Raw genomic sequence first — 21,080 nt, forward strand, 5'->3', positions numbered from 1 at the left:
CCCACCCGACCATTCTCATGAAAAAGACCTTGCTCTGCGCCCTGGCCGCCGCCCTGTTGGTGGCCAGCACCGGCTGCGAAAAAGACCTCGACCAGTCGCCGATTTCCAGCGGCTCGGTGCCCACGTTTTACAAGTCGGCCGACGATTTTACCCAGGCCATGAACGCGGCCTACAGCAGCCTGCGCGACTACCCGGACCGGCAGCTCACCATGGCCGAAACCCGCTCCGACAACATTTACGGGGTGAGCACCCAGGGCATCCGCACCTGGGAGCCCATCAACAATTTCTCGACCGCCATTGCCTCCAACGAGTACCCGGCCGGCACCTGGACGGCCGACTACACCGGCATCTACCGCTGCAACATCCTGCTCGACCAGCTGGCCGCCAACGGCAGCGTGCTCACGCCGGCCCTGCGCACCCGCTACGAAGGCGAAGCCAAGTTCCTGCGCGCCCTGTACTACCTCGACCTGGTGCGCTACTTTGGCAAAGTGCCGCTGATTGACCACGCCCTGGAACCCCAGGTGGTGGCCAAAATCAACCGCTCGCCGGTGGCCGACGTCTACGGCCTCATCATTGCGGACCTGACCACGGCCAGCGCCAGCCTGGCGCCGAGCTACACCGGCGCCGACGTGGGCCGCGCCACCAGCTGGGCCGCCAAAGGCCTGCTGGGCCTCGTGTACCTCACCCGCTCGGGCCCCACCTACGGCATCGAAGGCCCGGGCCTGGACAGCCACGAATACGACAAGGCCTACGCCCTGTTCAACGACATCACCACCAACGGCCCCTACCAGTTCGCCACCGGCACCAACGCCTACGCCAACATCTTCTCCTACACCAACGAGAATAATAAGGAGGTGCTGTTCGACGTGCAGTACATCAGCGGCGGGGTGGGGCAGGGGGCTTCGTATCCGTCCATTCTGGTGACCAACAACTACTTCAACTCCATCGGGGTGGGCACCACCTTCGGCACCGGCGACGAGCTGCGGCCGGCCTCCAACAACCTGCTGAGCACCTTTGCCGCGGGCGACGTGCGCAAGACCTTTTCCTTGCAGCAGGGCTACACCACCACCACCGCGCCCATCCTGACCGAACCCCGCGCCGCGTTCAAAAAGTACATCAACGGCGCGCTGCGGGGCACCACCCGCACCGACTGGCCCATCAACTTCATCGTGATGCGCTACACCGACGTGCTCATGATGAAGGCCGAAGCCATCCTGAAAGGCGGCGGGGGCGCGCCGGCCGACGTGGACGCCATCATGAGCCAGGTGCGGGCCCGGGCCGGCCTCACCGGCACCGTGACGGGCACCACCTACGCCCAGCTGATGGAAGAGCGCCGGCGCGAGTTTGTGGGCGAAGGCCTGCGCTGGCACGACCTGGTGCGTTCGGGCAATGCCGTGAACATTCTGAATGCCTGGATTGCGCAGGACGACGTGAGCAAGCGCATGCGCTCGCCGCTCAATGCCAACGACTTGCTCTACCCCGTGCCGCAGGCCGAACTGGCCGCCTCGGCCTACCTCTACGAGCAGAACCCCGGCTACTAGCCGGAAGACGCTTAAAAGCACCTGTACCCCGAAATTTCAATTCGGCCGCCGGAACGCCGCAGCTTTGCGAAGTTCAGCGCGCCGAATTGAAAATTCGGGGTACAAGTATTTTCAACGCACCCGCTCCGCCCCGGCCAACCCGCACAGTACAGGACGGTACCGGGCGCGGAAGCCGCTTCCTTTGCTCCGTTCCCACCCTTCCCACCCCATGCCGCCACCCGGTTGCGCTTCGTTTCGCCTGCTGCTTCAGCTGCCCGCCTGGGGCCACTGGCTGCGCGCCGTGGCGTGGCGCGTGGCTTGCGCGGTGGCCCTGCAGGCGTGGGCGGGCCCTGGCACAGTGCAGGCGCAGGCCGCGCCGCTGTGGCACAACCAGCCGCGCACCCTGCGCTACCACCCCGAAGGCACCGATTTTGTCATTCGTAACGGCACCCGGCGGTTCACGCGGGCACTGTATGGTACCAACACCGCCTTTCGCGTGGAGGCCGGCGACTTGCCGGAATTTGCGCTCTACCTGCCCGGCATGGGCGGCAACCTGAAATTCGGCCTGCTGGCCAATGGCCAAAGCAAGTGGCTGATACAGGCCGAAAACATCACAGCCCGCTACCGCCCCGGCGCCATGCTCTACGACATCACCGACCCCTTGCTGGGGGCCGGTCGGCTGCACCTGGAAGTGCTGGCTCTGGCCGGTGCCGAAGGCGTGGTGGTGCGGGCGCAGTTCGAGAACGTGCCCGCCCGTCAGGTGCGGCTGCTCTGGGCGTTCGGCGGGGCCACGGGCAAGAAATTCAGCCGCGACGGCGACATCGGCGCCGACCCGGAATCGAGCTTTTACCTGAAGCCGGAATACTGCCAGGGCAATGCGTTTGATGTAAACAAGAACGCCTTCACGCTCAGCTACGGCCGGCCGCCGGCCCGCCCCGCCGCCGAGCCCGGCGCCAAAGAAACTGCCGCTTCAGTTTCGGCACCGGCCGCGCCGGCCAGAAAGCTGCTGGGCGTGGTGCCGCCCACTTCCGCCACGCACGTGGCCAATGCCCAGGAGCAGGAAACGCCCCAGCAGCTATTTGCCTCGGCGGTTTCGGAGGCGCCGGTGCTCACGGGGGCGGTGCCTGTGAAGGCCGGCGAAGCGCTTTATTTCGCGGTGCAAACCCCGACGGCTGCTCCACTGGTTTACGCGGGCTTGCCAGCGGCTTTCAACCAGGCCGAAGCCGCCCGGCAGGCGCTGGCCGGCCGCGTGAACGTGGTGACGCCCGACCCCTACCTCAACACGCTGGGCGGGGCGCTGAGCGTGGCCGCCGATGCCATTTGGGAAGCGCCCTCGTACCTGCACGGCGCCGTGGCCTGGCGCATGCGCCTCAACGGCTGGCGCGGACCCTACGCCGCCGACCCGCTGGGCTGGCACGACCGCGCCCGGCTGCATTTTGGCAGCTACGCCACGTCGCAGCTCACCAGCCCGGCCACGGGCCCCGTGGTGCCCGACACGGCCCTGCACCTGGCCCGGCAGCTGGAGAAGCTGGGCACCACTGTGTTCAGCGCCGGCTACATCAGCCGCAACCCCGGCGGCGACTTTCGGGCGCACCACTACGACATGAACCTCGTGTTCATCGACGAGCTGCTGCGCCACTTCAACTGGACCGGCGACCTGGCCTTTGCCCGGCAGATGTGGCCGGTGCTGCAGCGCCACCTGGCCTGGGAAAAGCGCAACTTCGACCCCGACGGCGACGGCCTCTATGACGCCTACGCCGCCATTTGGGCTTCCGATGCGCTGCAGTACAGCGGCGGCGCGGTCACGCACTCGTCGGCCTACAACTACTTCGCCAACCAAAAAGCAGCCGAGCTGGCCCGGCTCATCGGCGAAAGCCCCGAGCCCTACCGCCAGGAAGCCGCCAGAATCCAGCAGGCCCTGAACGCCCGGCTGTGGATGCCGGCCCGGGGCTGGTATGCCGAATATCAGGATGCCCTGGGCCTGAAAAGCCTGCATCCCGCCGCCGGCCTCTGGACGGTGTACCACGCTCTTGATTCGGAAGTGCCCGACGCTTTTCAGTCCTACCAGGCGCTGCGCTACGTCGACGCCGGGCTGCCGCACATTTCGGTGCGCGCCGCCGGCCTGCCTGATGCGGGCTACTACTTATTGTCGACCAGCAACTGGCAGCCCTACGACTGGTCCCTGAACAACGTGGTGCTGGCCGAAAACCTGCACGCCACGCTGGCCAACTGGCAGGCCGGCCGCCCCGAAGAGGCTTTTCTGCTCTGGAAGAGCGCCTTGCTGGAAAGCATGTATCTGGGCAGCAGCCCCGGCAATTTTCAGCAGATTTCCTTCTACGACGCCAACCGCGGCGAGCTGTACCGCGACTTTGCCGACCCCATCGGCGTGGCGGCCCGCTCGCTGGTGGAGGGCCTGTTCGGCATCGTGCCCGATGCCTTGCACGGCACCCTGCGCATTCGCCCGGGCTTGCCGGCCGCCTGGAACGAAGCCGCCCTCACCGTGCCCGACATCGCCTTTGATTTCAAGCGAAAAGACGCGCGCGATTCCTACACCATCACGCCAGCCTTTGGCCAGTCGCTGAAGCTACAGTTGCAGGTGCTGGCCCGCGCTGCGGCGGTGCAGTCGGTGGCGGTGAACGGGCGGCCCGCGCCGTGGCGCAATGTGGAAACCGCCGTGGGGCGGCCGGTTATTGAAATCGACAGCGAGCCGGCGGCGAAATACGTGGTTGAAATCCAGTGGCAGGGCGCCGCGCCCGATGCGGCCGCAACCAAGGCGGCCTACGCTACCGGGGAAGCCTTGGCGCTGAGTTTTCCGCACGCCACCATTGCCCGGGTTTTCGACCCGCAGCAGGTGCTCGGGCAGGTGAAAAACTCAGCCCATGAGCTGACGGCCGCGGTAGGAGGGGAGCCCGGCGCGCGCACGGCATTCGTGCAGCTGCAGCAGGGCGACCTGATGTGGTGGGAGCCGCTGAACCTGAACGTGGCCCGGCCCGTCAACGCGACCGCAGCAGCCCCGGCAACGGCGGCCACCAAGTGGGAAACCGTGGACCTGAGCCGCTACTTCAACGACCAGGTGACGCGCATTTTTCAAAACCGCTACCTCACGCCCCGGCCCACAACTCCTGCTTTGCAGCTGCCCACCCAGGGCATCGGCAACTGGTGCTACCCGCTCACGCAGGCCACCATCGACGACAGCGGCCTGCGCGGGTTGGCTGGCCCAAAAAACGAAATCAGGCTGCCCACCGGCGTGCCCCTGCGCACGCCCGGCGCAGCCGATGAAAAGAACATTCTGTTTGTGTCGCAGTGGGATAATTACGCCGACCACGCCACCGTGCCGCTCGCCGGCCGGGCCAGTCGCGCCGTGCTGCTGCTGGCCGGCTCCACTAACCCCATGCAAAGCCAGCTCGCCAACGGCGAGGTGCTGGTGACCTACGCCGACGGCAGCACCGCCGCGCTGCCCCTGCGCAACCCCGACAACTGGTGGCCCATCGAGCAGGACTACGCCAACGACGGCTTCGCCTTCCAGACCGGCGCCCCCAAGCCTTTGCGCGTCCACCTCAAAACCGGCCTGATGACCCGCGATTTCACCCAGTACACCGGCATCAAGGGCTTCAGCACCCGCGCCATCGACGGCGGCGCGGCCACCGTGCTGGAACTGCCCCTGAACCCCGCCAAAAAGCTCAAAAGCCTCACCCTGCGCGCCCTGGCCAACGACGTGGTGATTGGGTTGATGAGCGTGACGCTGGCTCGCAATTAACGCTTCTTCTCTATGAAAACAGTGGTTGGCATTATCGTTTTTGGCATTCTCCTGGCCGTGGGGCCCGGGCCTGCGGTTGCGCAGTCGGGACCCATCAACCGGCAGGCGGTGGTGGAGCGCCACAAAGTCGTCGTCACCAACACCGACTCGCTCAATTCGCTCTCCGTCGGCAACGGCCGGTTTGCTTTTACCGTGGATTTTACGGGTCTCCAAACCTTCCCGCTGCACTACGAGAAAGGCCTGCCGCTGGGCACGGAGGCGGAGTGGGGCTGGCACCGCTTCCCCAATAAAGAAGGCTACAAATTTGACCAGAGCCTGCGCACCTACACCCTCAACGGCCGCCCGGTGAGCTACGCGGTGCAGGTGAAAACGCCCGGCAACAAGGAATCGGGCGACTACTTCCGGGCCAACCCGCATCGCTTGCAGCTGGGCAACCTGGGCTTCGTCATTCTGAAGAAAAACGGCCAGCCGGCGGGCGTTCAAGACATCAAAAACATTCGCCAGGAGCTGAACCCCTGGACGGGCGAAATCCAGAGCCACTTCACGGTGGAGGGGACGGCGGTGGATGTAGTGACCGTAGGGCACCAGGCGCAGGACGCCGTGGCCGCCAAAGTGACCTCGGAGCTGCTGAAAGCGGGCCGGCTGAAAGTGGCCCTGCGCTTCCCGTTTCCCACCGCCGGCTGGGCCGACATGGCCGTGGACTACAGCCACGCCGAGGCGCACCAGTCGGCCATCGCGGAGCAGCAAGCCGGCCGCGCCCTGCTCACTCACCAGCTCGACACCAGCCGCTACGTGGTGGCCCTGAGCTGGGCCCAGCCGGCCACGCTGGCCGCCGGCCGGCCCCACGAGTTCATCCTCACCCCCGGCCGCCAAAGCGCCACGCTGGAGCTAGGCTGCCGGTTTGCGCCCCCAAAAGCGGCGGCTGCCGCGCCCACCTTCGCCGCCACGCTGGCCAATAGCCGCCAGCAGTGGGCCGCCTTTTGGCGCAGCGGCGGCGCCGTCGATTTCGGCGGCACGCCCGACCCGCGCGCCCGGGAGCTGGAGCGCCGCGTGGTGCTCTCGCAGTACCTCACCCGCCTGCACAACGCCGGCTCGCAGCCCCCGCAGGAAACCGGGCTGCTGCTCAACAGCTGGTACGGCCGCCCGCACCTGGAAATGCACTGGTGGCACGCGGCGCATTTTGCTCTCTGGGGCCGCCCCGAAATCCTGGAACGCAGCCTCACCTGGTACGCCCGGCCCGACGTGCAGGCCGTGGCCCGCGGCATTGCCCAGCGGCAGGGCTACGCCGGCTGGCGCTGGCAGAAAATGACCGACCCCTGGGGCGAGGAAGGCCCTTCGTCGGTCGGCGCGTTTTTGCTGTGGCAGCAGCCGCACACCATTTATTTCGCCGAAGAAGCCTACCGCGCCCACCCCAACGCCGCCACCCTGAAACTGTACCAGGAGCGGGTGAGCCAGACGGCCGAATTCATGGCCTCGTTTCCGTTTTATGAGCAGGACAAGGGCCGGTACATCCTGGGCAAAGGCGTGATTCCGGCCCAGGAGCGGTTCAAGGCCGAGGAGACGTTTAACCCGACTTTTGAGTTGGTGTACTGGCACTGGGCCCTGCAAACGGCCCAGCAGTGGCGCGAGCGCCAGGGCCAGCCCCGCAGCGCCAAATGGGACGAGGTGCTGGCCAAGCTCTCGAAATTGCCCCAAGCCAACGGCGTGTACTTAGCCACCGAAAGCGCCCCGGATTCTTACACCAACCCCGAGTTCAAGACTGACCACCCCTCGGTGTTGGCCGCGCTAGGCATGATGCCCGCCACCGGCCAGCAGGACGCCGCTACCATGCGCCGCACCTTCGACCTGGTGTGGCGCGACTGGAGCTGGGACAAAACCTGGGGCTGGGACTTCCCGATGACGTCCATGACGGCTACCCGCCTCGGCTTGCCCGACAAGGCCGTAGACGCCCTGCTCATGAAGGTGCAAACCAACACCTACCTCCCCAACGGCCACAACTACCAGGAAGGCCGCCTGCCCCTCTACCTGCCCGGCAACGGCGGCCTGCTCGCGGCCGTGGCCCTCATGTGCGCCGGCTACGACGGCTGCCCGGAAGCCACCCCCGGCATCCCCAAAAACTGGAAAGTGAAGTGGGAAGGCTTGCAGAAAATGCCGTAGCCCGCGGCACAACTCGCCGGTCATGTCGAGCTTGTCGAGACATCTCGCGTGCCACCACTAATCAATGAATACTGCTCCACGCGAGATGTCTCGACAAGCTCGACATGACGTTTCGCCGTGACGTTCTTTGCATCCTATGAAAACTGCCTTCCTCCTTAGCCTGGCGGCCTGCCTGGGCCACGCGACCTGCGCCCAGACGCCCGCTGCCCTGCCGCCCGTGAAAACCACGGCTTTCCGGGCCGACACCTTTTCCATTGCCAGATACGGCGCCGTCGGCGATGGCCAAACCACCAACACGGCTGCCTTCCAGCAAGCCATTGCGGCCTGCGCCAGCAAGGGCGGGGGCGTGGTGCTGGTGCCGCCCGGCCAGTGGCGCACCGGCCCCATCGAGTTGCAAAGCAACGTGAACCTGCACGTGGCCACCGGCGCGCTGGTGCAGTTCAGCGAGCGCATGGCCGACTACAAGCTGATAAAAACCAACTGGGAAGGCCTGGCCGCCGTGCGCAACCAGCCGCTCGTGTATGGTAAAAACCTGGAGAACGTGGCCATCACAGGCCGCGGCATCCTCGACGGCGCTGGCGAAGCCTGGTGGATGGTGCAGAAGGGCCGCACCCCCGAAAGCGACTGGAAAAAGCTGGTGGCCTCGGGCGGCGCCCTCAACGAGAAGCAGGACCGCTGGTACCCCACGGCCCAGGCCCTGAAAGGCACCACCGTGAAGGAAGCCGGCGTGCTGACCCCGGAAAAGCCGAACATCGCCGATTTTGAGGACATCAAGGACTACCTGCGGCCCGATTTCCTGGTGCTCGACGGCTGCCGGCGCCTGCTGATTGAGGGCGTCACCTTTCAGAACTCGCCGGCCTGGACGGTGCACCCGCTGCTGAGCGACGACGTCATCGTGCGCGACGTGCGCGTCATCAACCCGCCCTACAGCCCCAACACCGACGCCCTGGACCTGGAATCCTGCCGCAACGGCCTCGTGGAGGGCTGCTCCTTCACGGCCGGCGACGACGGCATCTGCATCAAATCCGGCCGCAACGAGCAAGGCCGCCAGCGCGGCGTGCCCACCGAAAACTTCCTCATCCGCAACACCACCGTGTACCGCGCCCACGGCGGCTTCGTGATTGGCTCCGAGATGTCGGGCGGTGCCCGCAACATTTACGCGACCAACCTCACCTTTATCGGCACCGATATCGGCCTGCGCTTCAAAACCACGCGCGGCCGGGGCGGGGTGGTCGAGAACATTTTCATCGACCACGTCACCATGAAGGACATCCTCAACGAGGCCCTGCTCTTCGACATGTACTACATGATACGCGACCCCAGCCCGCAGGTGCCCGGCTCGAAGGAGCGCCCCGCCTCGCCGCCCAAGCCGGTGGACGAAAGCACGCCGCAGTTCCGCAAAATCTACATCTCGGACGTCACCTGCAACGGCGCCAAAACCGGCATCATGGTGCGCGGGTTGCCCGAAATGGCCATTCAGGACATTGGCATCAAAAACGCGGTGCTGCGCAGCGAACAGGGCCTCATCTGCATCGAAGCCGACCGCATCAGCCTCAAAAACGTGGCCCTGCTTTCCACCCAAACCGACCCCGTGATGGAGGTGCACAACAGCCGCAACATCGCGCTGGACGGCATCCGCTACGCGCCGGGCGCCGCGGTGCTCCTGCGCGTGTCGGGCCCCGAAAAGGCCAAAAGCATCACCCTGACCAACACCGATGCCACCAAAGCCAGGCAGGCGCTGGAGCTAGGTGCCGGCACCAGCAAGAAGGTCGTCACGCTACCCAGAAAATAGGCGCCGGCTGAAAGCGGTGACGTGACCGGTTCAATCCACCTGATTGGGCTGGTTGTTCTTGTGGTAATTTGTACAGTTTTCGCCGTTAAAGTACGAAAGCATATCAGGGCGGCTTTCTGGCTTCGGGCCTTTCCAGATGAATCGTTTATCAAGTGAAATGCTTGCTTACGAGAAGATGCCTCTCTTTTGTAAGGGGCAAACTGGTAAAGGAATGCCGATTCTCGCTGCCAGGCCCTGCAATGTCAGCTCGTGTTAGCAGCTTTTGTTGCATTCCAACTTTTGCTAATAATGCAATAGATAAGCCTTGGATTTGACAACTATGCCAGCGAAGAGAATGGAATCCGCTGACAGCCAAAGCAAACAGGGTTTTTGCTGGTAATAATGTAAATATTCACTAAAAATTCACTTACAGTTTATTGCGTAAAAATCATCTGAATCAGGGTATTAACTGGCTCGTTTAGGCATACATTTGGAAAAACAACAATCAGTCATTTTTCCTATGAAGAACCTGTTTACGCGAACCTGCCGACCCTTGCTGCGAGCACTGGGCTTAGGCGCATTTCTGGTGGGCGCTGCCCACGCGGCCCCGGTGCCCGTGGCCGTGACCGGCTACACCGCCGACGTGGTGGCCGACGGCACGGGCGCCGCCTCGGCCCGCACCACGGCGGACTTTGATGGCGTGTCGTACGCCCTCATGACGCTGGGCTACACCAACCCCGCCGGCGCTTCGGCCACGGTGGGCCTGCCCGCGTCGGGCCTCATCAACAGCACCAACACGCCCGGGCTGAGCTTTCAGTTGGCTTCTTACACCGCCAACAACTCGTTGCGCATTGCCACGGCGACCACGGGCACCCTCACGCTGACCACGCCCCGCACGGCCGGCGACGTGTACGTGCTGGCCTCGTCGGGCAGCGCCATTAGCACGGTGGGCGTGACGGTGACCTTCACCGACGGCACTTCGCAGATATTCTCGTCCATTTCGGTGAGCGACTGGTTTGGGGGCAGCGGCGCAGCCATTGCCGGCATTGGCCGGGTGAGCACCGCCGACAACACCATCACCAACAACACCACCGACCCGCGCCTGTACGAGTTCAAGTTCACGCTGGCCCCGGCCAACCTGGCCAAACTGGTGCAAAGCGTCACCTTCAACAAAACCTCCACCGCCGGCGTGCTGAACGTGATGGGCATTTCGGTGAACCCGGTGTGCAACAGCGCGCCCACCGCCGGCACGGCCACGGCCACGGCCACCAACACCTGCGCGGCGGCCGGCATTGTAATCTCGCTCACCGGCACCTCCACCGACGGCGGCCTGGCTTACCAGTGGCAGGCCTCCACCAACGGCGGCACCAGCTACACCGACATTGCGGGCGCCACCAACCCCACCTACACCGTGGCCGGCCAAACGAGCACCACCCTCTACCGCGCCCGCGTGACCTGCAGCGCCACGGCGCAGTCGGCCAACTCGACGGCGGTGACCATTTCCTCGACGGCGCCCAGCTACGCGACGCTGCCTGTGATTGAAAGCTTTGAAAACACCTGGCTGGACGTGTGCAGCACCCGCGACGCCCCGAGTGCGTTCTGGCGCAACTCGCCGGCCACGGGCAACAACTCCTGGCGCCGCGACGACGACCCCACCTCGGCCAACTGGAGCGCGCCGACTTCCTACCTCTACACGCCGGTGGCCAGCCAGGGCTCCCGTTCGGCGCGCTTCCACAGCGGCTACACGATGGCCGGCATCATGGGCACGCTCGATTTGTACGTGAACCTGAGCCCGGCCGGCGCCAAGCGCCTGACGTTTGACATCAACAACTCGGCCGGGACCGACTCGCTGGTGGTGCAGCTTTCCAACGACGGCGGCGTCACCTTCAGCCGCCTGGTGGGCTTTGGCGTGACGGGTGCGGGCTTCGTGCCGCAGGCGGTGTCCATCAGCAGCACCTCGGCCACGGCCGTGATTCGCTTCCGCGGCCGCGGCGACTACCTGAGCAATGATATCGGCCTCGATAACATCGTGCTGGAATCGGCCACGGGCTGCCTCACGCCCGCTGCCCTCACGGCTTCGGCCATCACGCCCACGAGCGCCACGCTCTCGTGGCTGGCGGGCGGCACCGGTACCTACACGGTGGTGTACGGCCCCACGGGCTTCAACCCCGCCACGGGCGGCACCACGGTCAGCGGCCTCACCACCGCCACCACCACGCTCACGAACCTCACGCCGGGCACCACCTACCAGTTCTACGTGACGCAGAACTGCTCGGCGACCTCCAACTCGGGCACGGCCGGCCCGGTTTCGTTTACCACCCAGATTGTGAACGACGAGCCCTGCGGCGCCACCACCCTCACGATTAACAACGTGTGCACGCCCCTCAACACCACCACCTTCGGGGCCACCCAGACGCCCTCTTCGGTGTACGCCACCGGGGGGCAGGGCACCGGCTGCGGTTCCATCTCGGCGCCGCACGACGTGTGGTTTAAGTTCACCACCGATGCAACGGGCCCCACCAGCACGCAGGTGCGCATCACCGTAACCGGGGGCGCGGCCAGCGTGGTGCGGGCCTACTCGGGCACGGCCTGCACCGGGCCGCTCACCTACCTGTCCTGCGTGGGCACGGCGTCCAACCAGGCCGCCCCGGTCCTCGACCTGACCGCGCTTTCGCCCAGCACCACCTACTACATCCGGGTGAATGAGTACAGCACCTCCGGCACGCTCGGCACCTTCAGCATCTGCGCGTCGCCGGTGCCCAACTGCCCGGCGCCCACCGGCCTCGCGGCCGCACCCACCAACACCACCGCGTCCCTGACTTGGACCGTCCCGGCGGCCACCGGCAGCACCTTCCTGGTAACCTACGGCCCCAGCGGTTTCGTGCCGGGCGGCACGAACAGCACCACCGTCACGGCCACTGCCCAGCCGGTTATCATCACCGGCCTGACGGCCAGCACCAACTACTGCTTCTACGTGCAGCAGGTGTGCAGTGGCTTCAACGGCAGCAGCACCACCACCGGCCCCACCTGCTTCACCACCACCCTCACGGCCCCGGCCAACGACGAGCCCTGCGGCGCCCTGTCGCTGACCACTGCCCCCCTCACGGCCTCCAACGTGGGCGCCACCACCGGCAGCCAGGCCAGCATTTTCCTGCCGGCCTGCGCGGGCGGTGCCATCCCCAAGGACGTGTGGTTTGCCTTCACGGCCAGCGCCACCACTTCCACGTTCACCCTCACCGGCGCGGCCGCCGGCACGGTGCGCGTCTACAGCTCGCCGAGCTGCTCGGCCGGGCCGTTCACGCAGGTGTTTTGCCAGGGCAGCGGGGCCAGCAACACGGGCTTTGCCAGCCCCGTGGCCGTGACCGGCCTCACGGCGGGCACGCGCTACTACGTAGCCGTGAGCGGCTTCAGCAGCTCCGATGCCACGGGCAGCTTCACCATTGCGGCCACCAACGTGCTGGCCGCCCGCGCCCAAACCAACAGCAGCGCCCTGAGCGTGTTTCCGAACCCGAGCAATACCGGCCAGCTCACGCTCAAGCTCAGCGGCATCGGGGCCAGCCAGGCCACGCTGCTGAACTCGCTGGGGCAGTCGGTGCGGTCGCAGGCGTTGCCGGCCAACACGGCCGAGCACCTGCTCAGCACCCGCGGCCTGGCCGCTGGCATCTACACCCTGCGCGTGCAGGCCGGTGCCGAAGTGTACACCCAGAAGGTAGTGCTGGAATAGCCCAACTTCTCAAGGAGTTAACTAAAGAGGGCCGCCCCAACCAGGGCGGCCCTCTTTTGTGCGCGTGCAGGCTCTGATTTTATCCGTCAATCCCACCTGTGCCTGCGGGCACTGGATGAGTCTATTGCATAGGCTTTGTAATGCGATGGCCTGATGCAGCCGCAAATAGGGTTGCTTTCGCAGCTAATAAATTGGGTGGCCACGTGGCGAGTATTCTCCAAATGCAAGCGGGCTGGCGCAGCAGGTTGGGTTTATGCTTGAGAGCATATTTCGGGCATACCGCTACCCGGATGATGGCGCGCACTGACTCACTATTTCATCGATAAGCGACGCATGACAACCGATGTGTGCAGACGCAAAAAACAGTGCCTTCAACGTACTGCGTGCATGCCCTTGCCGGCTGTCAGTTCTTTGCATTTATCGTTTAGAAATGGCGAAAACCGGCTTTAACCACTGCGGGATGGCATGCCAGCGTGCATGAACTCATCGGGGCATATTGAGCCAGCAGTTGGAAGGAATCCTGCAGTTGATGGCCTGAGAACCCAAAGCTCACTGACGGTGAACCTAACGCTTCCATACCGCAACGGGTTCGGCATTGCCCTGCTGCGAAAATGGCTCTAAACGCGGTGACGCAGGTCAAATAAACCAATATCAAGGCCAGCGCCGCGAGTCCCGATTTCGCTGCCATGGCGTCCGATGATTTTGCCGGCTCTGAAACCGTGGGACAAGGCACCTAGACAGGCCGCGCCAGACTAGCACGAGCCCATCGGCGCGTTCGCCGGGCCCGGCGGGCCTTTGTTCCGGTAAGTAAGTGCGGAATGAATATGCCTTTACATACAAAAGCCCCGACTGCTCGCGCAGCCGGGGCTTTTGTACTTTATGAAAAAGCTGTTATTCCACGACCAGCTTCTTCACAATGACTCCGGCGTCGGTTTGCAGGCGCAGCGAGTACACGCCCGTGGCCAGATTGGTCAGCGGCAGCGTGTGGGTGGCCAGACCGGCCGGCAGCACCTGCGTGAGCACCACGCGGCCCAGGGCATCCACTAGGCCCGCCGTCACGGCTTTGCGGCCCAGCACGGCGGGCAGTTCCACAAACACGGCCGTGCTGGCCGGGTTGGGATACAGGCCCACCTGGGCGGCGAGCGCGGCCGGGGCCGTGGCCAGCACGGCCTGCGGCGAGAACACCAATTCGAAGCGGGTGGTCAGCAGGGCCGAGGCGTTGCTGACCGTGAACGAATAGCTGGGCTGCTGGGCCAGGTCAATCACCGCCCCCGTCTGCAAGTCGCGCAGGTAGGTGGGGGTGCTGCCCAGGTTCCGCAGCTCGGCGGCGGCCAGGGTGTAGGTGCCGGCCACGGGCACGCCCACGGCCAGCGGTACCACGCGCTGCGCGGCGGTGAGCGGGGCCAGGCCGTTGACGCACAGGCGCTGGGCGGCCGAGAGGCTGCTGCTCAGGTTCAGCCCCGAGGGGTTGGCCAGCTTCTCGGCGTCGTACGCGGCGTCGAAGCCGTCGGTGGCGCCGCCGTCAAAGTAGACGAAGGCGTCGTCGGCCGGGGCGCTGCCGGCGGCGGCGCGCAGGGTCAGGTGCGCGGCCGGGCGGGCGTCGGCCGTGCGCTGGAAGACGGGGATGGGGTTGGCGTAATCGGTCACGCGGTGGCTATTCTTGAAGGTGAGCGTGCCGCTGGTCTGGCCCGGGGTCACGCGCACGAAGAAGGCCTTGCCCAACGGCAGCACCGGGCTCACGTTGCCAAAGTCGCCGCTAGGGTTTACTTGGTAGAAGCGGTAGGTGCCGGCGTACGGGTTGGTCGGGTCGTCGCTGGTGAAAACGTACATGACGCCGTCCACGTTGGGGCGGTCGGTGGCGCCCACCTGGCTCCAGTCCAGGGGCGCGGGGTAGGGGTTGCCCACCAGGTGTAGCCCTGCGTCGGCGGCCGTGGCCCCGGCGTTGCGGGCCAGCGTCTGCGTCACGGGGCCGTTGTTGAGCGCGCCCACAAAGTTCCAGGTCTGGTTAGCCGCCAGGTTCACGGTGTAGCCCTGGCCTACGGCGAGGGGGGCACCCAGCGCGGCGGGCGAGTACCAGCCCTTGTCGAACGTGCTCAGGGGGGTGGGAGCGGTAGCCAGGCGGGCCTGGTCGTAGCCGAACACCGTCGGGAAGGGCGTCACGGTGTTGCCTACCGTATTGTAATCCGGGTTCACCACGGGCGTGAAGCCGCTCGTCGTCAGGCTCGCCACCGTGGCGTTGGCGATGGGCGCCGACACGTGGCGGTAGCCCGCGTTGGGGTTCTGACTCGGGTCGATGTAGCGCTGCACCGTGGCATTGCCGGTCACCACGGCCCCGCCGTTGTTCACCACCAGGGCCGTACCCGCCGCATCCGATATCAAAGTGAAGGGGTTGCCGGTGGTGGCGAAGTTGCCGTTGAGCGTGAGCACGCGCCGCACCGAGGTGACGTTCGGGTTGTTCAGCTGCGCGCCGTTGGCGCCCACCGTCAGGTTCCAGAAGCGGTTCACGCCGCCACCGTTGAGCAGGGCCGGGGCGCTGCCGCCCAGCGCGAGTGTGCCGCCGTTGGGGCCCGCGAAGCCGCTGAAACTCCCATTGTTGGTCAGGTTGGCAGCCAGCGTGAGCGTGTTGCCGCTCATCGTCAGAGAGGCCCCAGCGGCGATACTCACGTTGCGAGCGTTGGCCTGCGAGGTATTGACCGCAATAGTCGGGAAGCGGTTGCCGGTGGGCGAGGTCGGGATGACGGCATCAATGGTGGCATTCGGCACCTGGTTGGGCGTCCAGTTGCTGGCATCAAACCAACTAGTGTTGGTGTTGCCCGTCCAGGTCACCACCGTTACAACCGGGGCCGCGATGCTGAGCGTGTAGCTGCGCGAGCCAGTGTAAGGGCCCGCGCCAGTCGAGGCATCGGTTGCCGTCACCGTAAAGGTGTACGGGCCGTTCACCGTAGGCGTGCCCGAGAGCACCCCGGCCGCCGACAGCGTCAGGCCCGCCGGCAAGGCGCCGCCCATGATGGCGAAAGTGTAGGGAGCCGTGCCACCCGAAGCCGTGAGGACCTGGTTGTAAACCGTGCCCTGCGTGCCATTCGGCAGCGTAGGCGGGCTCACGGCGATGGTCGGGGCCGCAATGGTGAGCGTGTAGCTGAGCGAGCCGTTGTAGGGGCCGCCGCTGGCGCTGGTCGAAGCATCGGTGGCCGTCACCGTGAAGACGAACGAGCCGCCCGCTGTGGGCGTACCCGAGAGCACGCCGGCCGAAGACAAGGTCAGGCCCGCCGGCAGCGCCCCCGCCGTGACGGCGTAGGTGTACGGAGCCGTGCCACCCGAAGCCGTGAGGGCCTGGTTGTAGACCACTGCCACCGTGCCAGCCGGCAGCGTGGTCGGGCTCAGGGCGATGGCGGGAGCCGCAATAGTCAGCGTGTAGCTGCGCGAGCCAGTGTAAGGGCCTGCGCCGGTCGAGGCATCGGTTGCCGTCACCATGAAGGTGAACGAGCCGCTCGCAGCGGGCGTGCCCGAGAGCACCCCGGCCGCCGACAGCGTCAGGCCTGCCGGCAACGCGCCGCCCGTGATGGCGTAGGTGTAGGGAGCCGTGCCGCCCAAGGCCGTAATGGTCTGGTTGTAGGTCGCGCCCCGCGTGCCGCTAGGCAACGTAGCCGGCGACACCGCAATGGTCGGAGCCACGATGGTCAGCGTGTACGTCTGCGAGCCGCTGTAGGGGCCGCCGCTGAAACCGGGTGAGGCATCAGTGGCCGTGAGTGTAAAGGTGAACGAGCCACCCGCCGTAGGCGTACCCGAGAGCACGCCGGCCGAAGTCAAGGTCAGGCCCGCCGGCAGCGCCCCCGCCGTAATGGCGTAGGTGTACGGAGCCGTGCCGCCCGAGGCCGTAATTGTTTGGTTGTAAGTGGCCGCCACCGTGCCCGCCGGCAGCGTAGCCGGGGTGAGCGTAATGGCGGGAGCTGCAATGCTGAGCGTGTAGGTGCGCGAGCCGCTGTAGGGGCCCGGAGCCGCCGAGTTGTCGGTCGCCGTCACGGTGAAGGTGAACGAGCCACTCGCCGCGGGCGTGCCCGCAATCGTGCCGTTCGTCAAGATAAGTCCAGCCGGCAATGCGCCGCCCGTGATGGCGTAGGTATAGGGAGCCGTGCCGCCCAAGGCCGTAATGGCCTGGTTGTAGGCCGTGCCCCGCGTGCCGTTGGTCAGGGTAGCCGGGCTCACCGTGATGGTCGCGGCCTGGAACTGCACGCTCACGATGTTGCTGAGCGAGTTGCCGGTGTTGTTGGCGTCCTGGGCCACGTTGGCGGCCAGGCTCACCGATACGAGGCCGAAACCGCTGGGCGTCACGGTGAAGGTGTAGGGGCCTGCGCCGCTGCCGCTGAAGCTGGCTGCATTGAGCGTACCGCCCGATACCGTCACGTCCGCGGCCGTGAAGGTGGTGCCCACGCTCTGCGGGTTGCCGCCCGCCGTGAAGCTCACCGCGAAGGGAATGGGCGCGGTGCTGGTGGGGCTGGCCGAGGTGGTGCTCACGGTGGCCGTCAGGGTCGGGGCAAACACGTTGAACGAAGCCGAGGTGAAGGGCTCGTACGTCGGGGTTTGATTGGGCTGAATGCTGCCCACGAACACGTCGTTGACGAACACGTTCAGCCGCTGGTCGACTGCGGTGTAGTAGCGCTGAGCCGTCTGGAAGTTCACCTGGTAGCTGCCCGTAGGCACGGCTAGGTTCTGCGAGAGGCTGGCGTTGTTGTCGCCAGCGCTCTGTATCAGGGCCACCGCGTCGCCGTTGGGCGGCAGGGGCTGGGGTCGGCCCGGGACTTGGGAGTCGAAGGCGCTGCCGTAGCGCGCCACGCCGGCCGTGCCGGTGAAGGCCCAGGGCGCGGCCACCACGGGCGTGGCGTCGGTCGCCTTCCGGAAGCCGTTGGCCGGCACGTTGTTGGTTTCGAAGCTGCCGTTTTGCAAGCCGTTGGCCACCACCGTGCTCGTGCCGCTTTGCAGCACCTGCACCACGTCCACGAAGGCCGTCACGTCGCCGTTGCCGCTGGCGCTGCCCGCCGCCTGGATGCGCAGCGTGGGCGCCGCCGCGAAGCTCTTGGTGATGGTGTAGGTTTCGCCGGCCGTGTAGGGCACGTTCGACACCGTGGGCGTAATGCCCGTGCTGTTGGCCACGTTCAGCGTCAGGGTGCCGTCGCCCGTGCCCGTGTTGACTACCGCCGTGTAGGTCGTGCCTGAGCCCGAGACGCTGCTGATGCTGGCGCCGGTGTTGCTCGTGACCGAGAAGTTGTTGACGGTAACGCCGCTCACGCTGCCCGAGAACACCACCTGGTAGCTCACCTGGGTCGTGGCCGTGGGCGAAGGCGTCAGGCGCGTGACCGAGGCGACCGTTACGCTCTGGCTGACGGTATAGGTTTGGCCGCCGGTGAAGCCGCCGCTCAGGCCATTACCCGCCGCGTCGCCGATGCCCGAGCCGCTGCTCTTCACGTCGAGGCGCACGGTGCCGTTGCCGTTCACGCCGTTCACCGTCACGTCGTACTGCGTGCCGTTGCTGCCGCTCACGGCCGCCACGCTGGCAACGCTGCCGGTGGTGCTGCCGGTGGTCGTCACGAAGGTGAAGCTGCCAGTCGTTACCCCCGTCACCGCTTCGCTGAACGTCACGCGGAAGGTGAGCGAGGTGGCGCCGGTGGTGGCCGTGACCGGGTTCTGGCGCACGCTGCTCACCACCGTCGGGGCCACGGCATCCACCAGGATGCCGGCCGTCGAGGGCACGTTGTTGAGCGTGAGGGTGGCGTCGTTGCCGATGGCGTCGCGCAGCGTGCCGCCGTTCAGGGTCAGGGCGCCCAGCGCGATGCCGTCCGTGTCCACCTCGCCGTTCTGCACGGTGTAGCTGAAAACCAGCGCTGTGCTGCCCGAGCCTGAGGCGTAGACGGCCTGCCGGGCAGTCGAGCCAATGGTCAGGGCCAGCTGCGGGGTGCCCGTCACCGTGACGGCCTCCGAAAAGTTGACCGTGAAGCTCAGCACCTGCGTGGCGCGGTAGCTGCCATTGGCCGGCACAGCCACGCTGGTCACCACCGGGCCCGTCTTGTCAATGGTATAGGTTTCGCCCGCAAACGGCAGCGTCGTCGTGATGTCCGCCGAGAGGTTGGTGTCGTTGGCCAGGTTCAACGTCAGGCTGCCGCTGCCCGTGCCCGTGTTCACCGGCACCGTCCAGGTGTTGCCCGCGCCTGCTACCGGCGTACCCACCGAAGCCGTGCTCACCGTGCCCGTAGTGGTTAGCGAGAAGTTGGCCGCCGTCAGGCCCGTCACCGGTGCCCCGAAGGTCACCGTGTAGTTTACCGTGGCGGCGTTGGTGGGGTTGGCGTTGGCCCGCACGATGGAGTTCACCGTGGTTTGCTGCGTGCCGGTGATGCGAATGTAGTCGAAAGCCAGCTCCTTGGTGCCGATGCTGCTCTGCTCAACCTTGAAGTCCAGATTGGCCACGGCGGCGCTGTTGGGTATGTTGGTAAAGAGGATGTCCTGCAGGGTCGACGTAAGCCGGGGGCTGGTCGTTTCGGCCACGCCGTCCAAGTTGGTGTCCTGGCGCAGCTCATTGGTGGCGTTGTTGCCGTAGAACGCCCCAAACAGCACCCAGGTGCCGCCGTTGACCCGGTAGTACAGCTTCACGAAGTCCGTGTTGGCCCAAGGGCTGCTCAGCGAACCCTGGCCCTGGCCCATGCGCAGGGTAAAGCGCAAGTTCACATAGCCGGCGGCATTTACCGGGGCCAACTGCACGGCGGCCACCGGGGAGGCGGGGCTGCCCGGGCCATTGGTGCCTTCGCCAAACCAGTAGCCGGTGCCGTTGTAGTTAGCGAAGGTGGAGTTGGTGGGCGTCACGTTGCCGGGGCCCACGGGCGGGCTGGCCGTGGCCCGGAAAAAGCCCGTGCTGGAGGCCGCCACGGCAAAGGTGTTGGCGGTGTAGCGGGTCCCTTCGCCATCCAATTCGAAGTCTTCGGTGTAGGGCAGCCCCGCCGCCGCATTGAGCGTGGTCGTTACGTTGATGGTGCGCGTGACGGTGTTGCTGTTGGAAGTGCCATCATTCACCGTGAAAGCAACGATACGCGCCCCTCCGGTAGCCGTGGAGTTATTGCTGTTTCGGTAAGTAACCGAGCGCAACGCCGCTTGGTAGGCACCTAGCGCCGCCGTGCCCGTCAGCACGAGCGTGCCGTTGGCGTTGGACTGAATTGAGATGCCGTTCTGAGGGGAGAAGGCCAGCAGGTCCTGACCCGCTACGTAGCCGCCCGATTGGATGGCCACCGTGGCGCTTGACAGGGTGGTGTTGGTCCCGCTATGGCTTACCGCGATGCTGCTGGTAATCTGCGTGTCCGGGTCGCCTTCGGTGTAGCTGAGGGGGGTGTTGGTTTCGGTTGTACTCAGAGCCAATACCGGCTTGGCGACGTTGTCCTCGTCGCCTATCACCCGGATGTTGTCGAAGGCTATTTCCTCGCTGGCCCCGTGCTCATCCACCACCACGCGCACGTACAGCGAGCTGCCGGTAGCGGGTACGCCAAAGGTGAATTCCTTAAAATTACTGTCTACAACATCTGCCGTGGCAGTAGTGCCATTCAGGCTCAAGTCACCCCGGGTGCCATTGAATGCAGTGTTGCCCCTGAAGGTGGCCAGGGTGGTAAAATTCGTATTATCAAATGAGTACTGAACCAACAGTTGGTCATCCGCTTCGAAAGGCCGGTTTCCTGGGGCCACGGCGCCAGGCCCGCTCTTCGGAGCGGCCAGGGCGATGGTTATTTCCAGGTTTTTGTAGCCGGTGGTGTTTATCCCATTCAGCGTTAACACGCCGGCAGGCCCGACGGCCGCTCCGTCACTGGTGCCACGCACCGCCTCCGCCGCCCAGAAGTTGGTGCCCTGCTGGTTGCCCAGTGCCAACGGAAAGTTGGCGTATTGACTGGTTGGCGTGGCAGTGGTGGCCTTCTGGAAGTACGAGCTGGTGCCGGTGATGGTATTGGCCGTGTAGCCAGTGGCTGACCCTTCAAAGTTTTCCTGGCCCAGCGTGACGTTCAACTGCTGTGCCCTGGCGCCAAAGGCCAACAGGAACAGAAAGACCCAAAGTATGGATGTCTTCATAAGTTTAAAATTAATTGAAAAAGCAAATTTAAGCGTGAAGCGTTATTCTACAGCAAT

7 protein-coding genes are annotated in these 21,080 nt (G+C 65.5%); 5 read left to right on the forward strand and 2 right to left on the reverse strand.

Going from position 1 to position 21,080, the window contains the following annotated elements:
* The first annotated feature begins 17 nt into the window (after nucleotides 1-17).
* The 5 genes from I2H31_RS08640 (at nucleotide 18) to I2H31_RS08660 (ending at nucleotide 12,929) form a co-directional block, all read left to right on the forward strand.
* Nucleotides 18-1,541: a RagB/SusD family nutrient uptake outer membrane protein gene (locus tag I2H31_RS08640; protein ID WP_196292627.1), complete on the forward strand. Its 1,524-nt coding sequence runs from the start codon at nucleotides 18-20 to the stop codon at nucleotides 1,539-1,541.
* Between the two features lie 208 nt (nucleotides 1,542-1,749).
* Entirely contained in the window at nucleotides 1,750-5,277 is a 3,528-nt protein-coding gene (locus I2H31_RS08645) for a DUF4450 domain-containing protein (RefSeq protein WP_196292628.1), read from the forward strand.
* 12 nt (nucleotides 5,278-5,289) lie between these two features.
* The gene (locus I2H31_RS08650) at nucleotides 5,290-7,434 is read left to right on the forward strand and encodes a hypothetical protein (protein WP_230687604.1); all 2,145 of its coding nucleotides are present in this window, start codon (nucleotides 5,290-5,292) and stop codon (nucleotides 7,432-7,434) included.
* 136 nt (nucleotides 7,435-7,570) lie between these two features.
* Complete coding sequence (locus I2H31_RS08655) at nucleotides 7,571-9,226, forward strand: glycoside hydrolase family 28 protein (RefSeq protein WP_196292629.1); 1,656 nt, start codon at nucleotides 7,571-7,573, stop codon at nucleotides 9,224-9,226.
* Nucleotides 9,227-9,725: 499 nt separating this feature from the next.
* On the forward strand, nucleotides 9,726-12,929 hold the full coding sequence (locus I2H31_RS08660) for a fibronectin type III domain-containing protein (protein ID WP_196292630.1): 3,204 nt from the start codon (nucleotides 9,726-9,728) through the stop codon (nucleotides 12,927-12,929).
* 424 nt (nucleotides 12,930-13,353) lie between these two features.
* Here I2H31_RS08660 and I2H31_RS08665 read toward each other — a convergent pair whose 3' ends face one another.
* Both I2H31_RS08665 and I2H31_RS08670 read right to left on the reverse strand, forming a co-directional pair.
* Nucleotides 13,354-13,617, reverse strand: coding sequence for a hypothetical protein (locus tag I2H31_RS08665; protein ID WP_196292631.1), 264 nt, complete (start codon nucleotides 13,615-13,617; stop codon nucleotides 13,354-13,356).
* Between the two features lie 203 nt (nucleotides 13,618-13,820).
* Nucleotides 13,821-21,023, reverse strand: a complete 7,203-nt coding sequence (locus tag I2H31_RS08670; protein ID WP_196292632.1) for a putative Ig domain-containing protein — start codon at nucleotides 21,021-21,023, stop codon at nucleotides 13,821-13,823.
* Nucleotides 21,024-21,080 lie beyond the last annotated feature (57 nt).

The sequence above is a fragment of the Hymenobacter ruricola genome (assembly GCF_015694525.1).
GTDB classification, from domain to species: domain Bacteria; phylum Bacteroidota; class Bacteroidia; order Cytophagales; family Hymenobacteraceae; genus Hymenobacter; species Hymenobacter ruricola.

Excerpts from the sequence above, each read along its gene's own strand:
- I2H31_RS08640 (WP_196292627.1), top strand. The coding sequence starts at position 18 with ATGAAAAAGACCTTGCTCTGCGCCCTGGCCGCCGCCCTGTTGGTGGCC.
- I2H31_RS08645 (WP_196292628.1), top strand. The coding sequence starts at position 1,750 with ATGCCGCCACCCGGTTGCGCTTCGTTTCGCCTGCTGCTTCAGCTGCCC.
- I2H31_RS08650 (WP_230687604.1), top strand. The coding sequence starts at position 5,290 with ATGAAAACAGTGGTTGGCATTATCGTTTTTGGCATTCTCCTGGCCGTG.
- I2H31_RS08655 (WP_196292629.1), top strand. The coding sequence starts at position 7,571 with ATGAAAACTGCCTTCCTCCTTAGCCTGGCGGCCTGCCTGGGCCACGCG.
- I2H31_RS08660 (WP_196292630.1), top strand. The coding sequence starts at position 9,726 with ATGAAGAACCTGTTTACGCGAACCTGCCGACCCTTGCTGCGAGCACTG.
- I2H31_RS08665 (WP_196292631.1), bottom strand. The coding sequence starts at position 13,617 with ATGGCAGCGAAATCGGGACTCGCGGCGCTGGCCTTGATATTGGTTTAT.
- I2H31_RS08670 (WP_196292632.1), bottom strand. The coding sequence starts at position 21,023 with ATGAAGACATCCATACTTTGGGTCTTTCTGTTCCTGTTGGCCTTTGGC.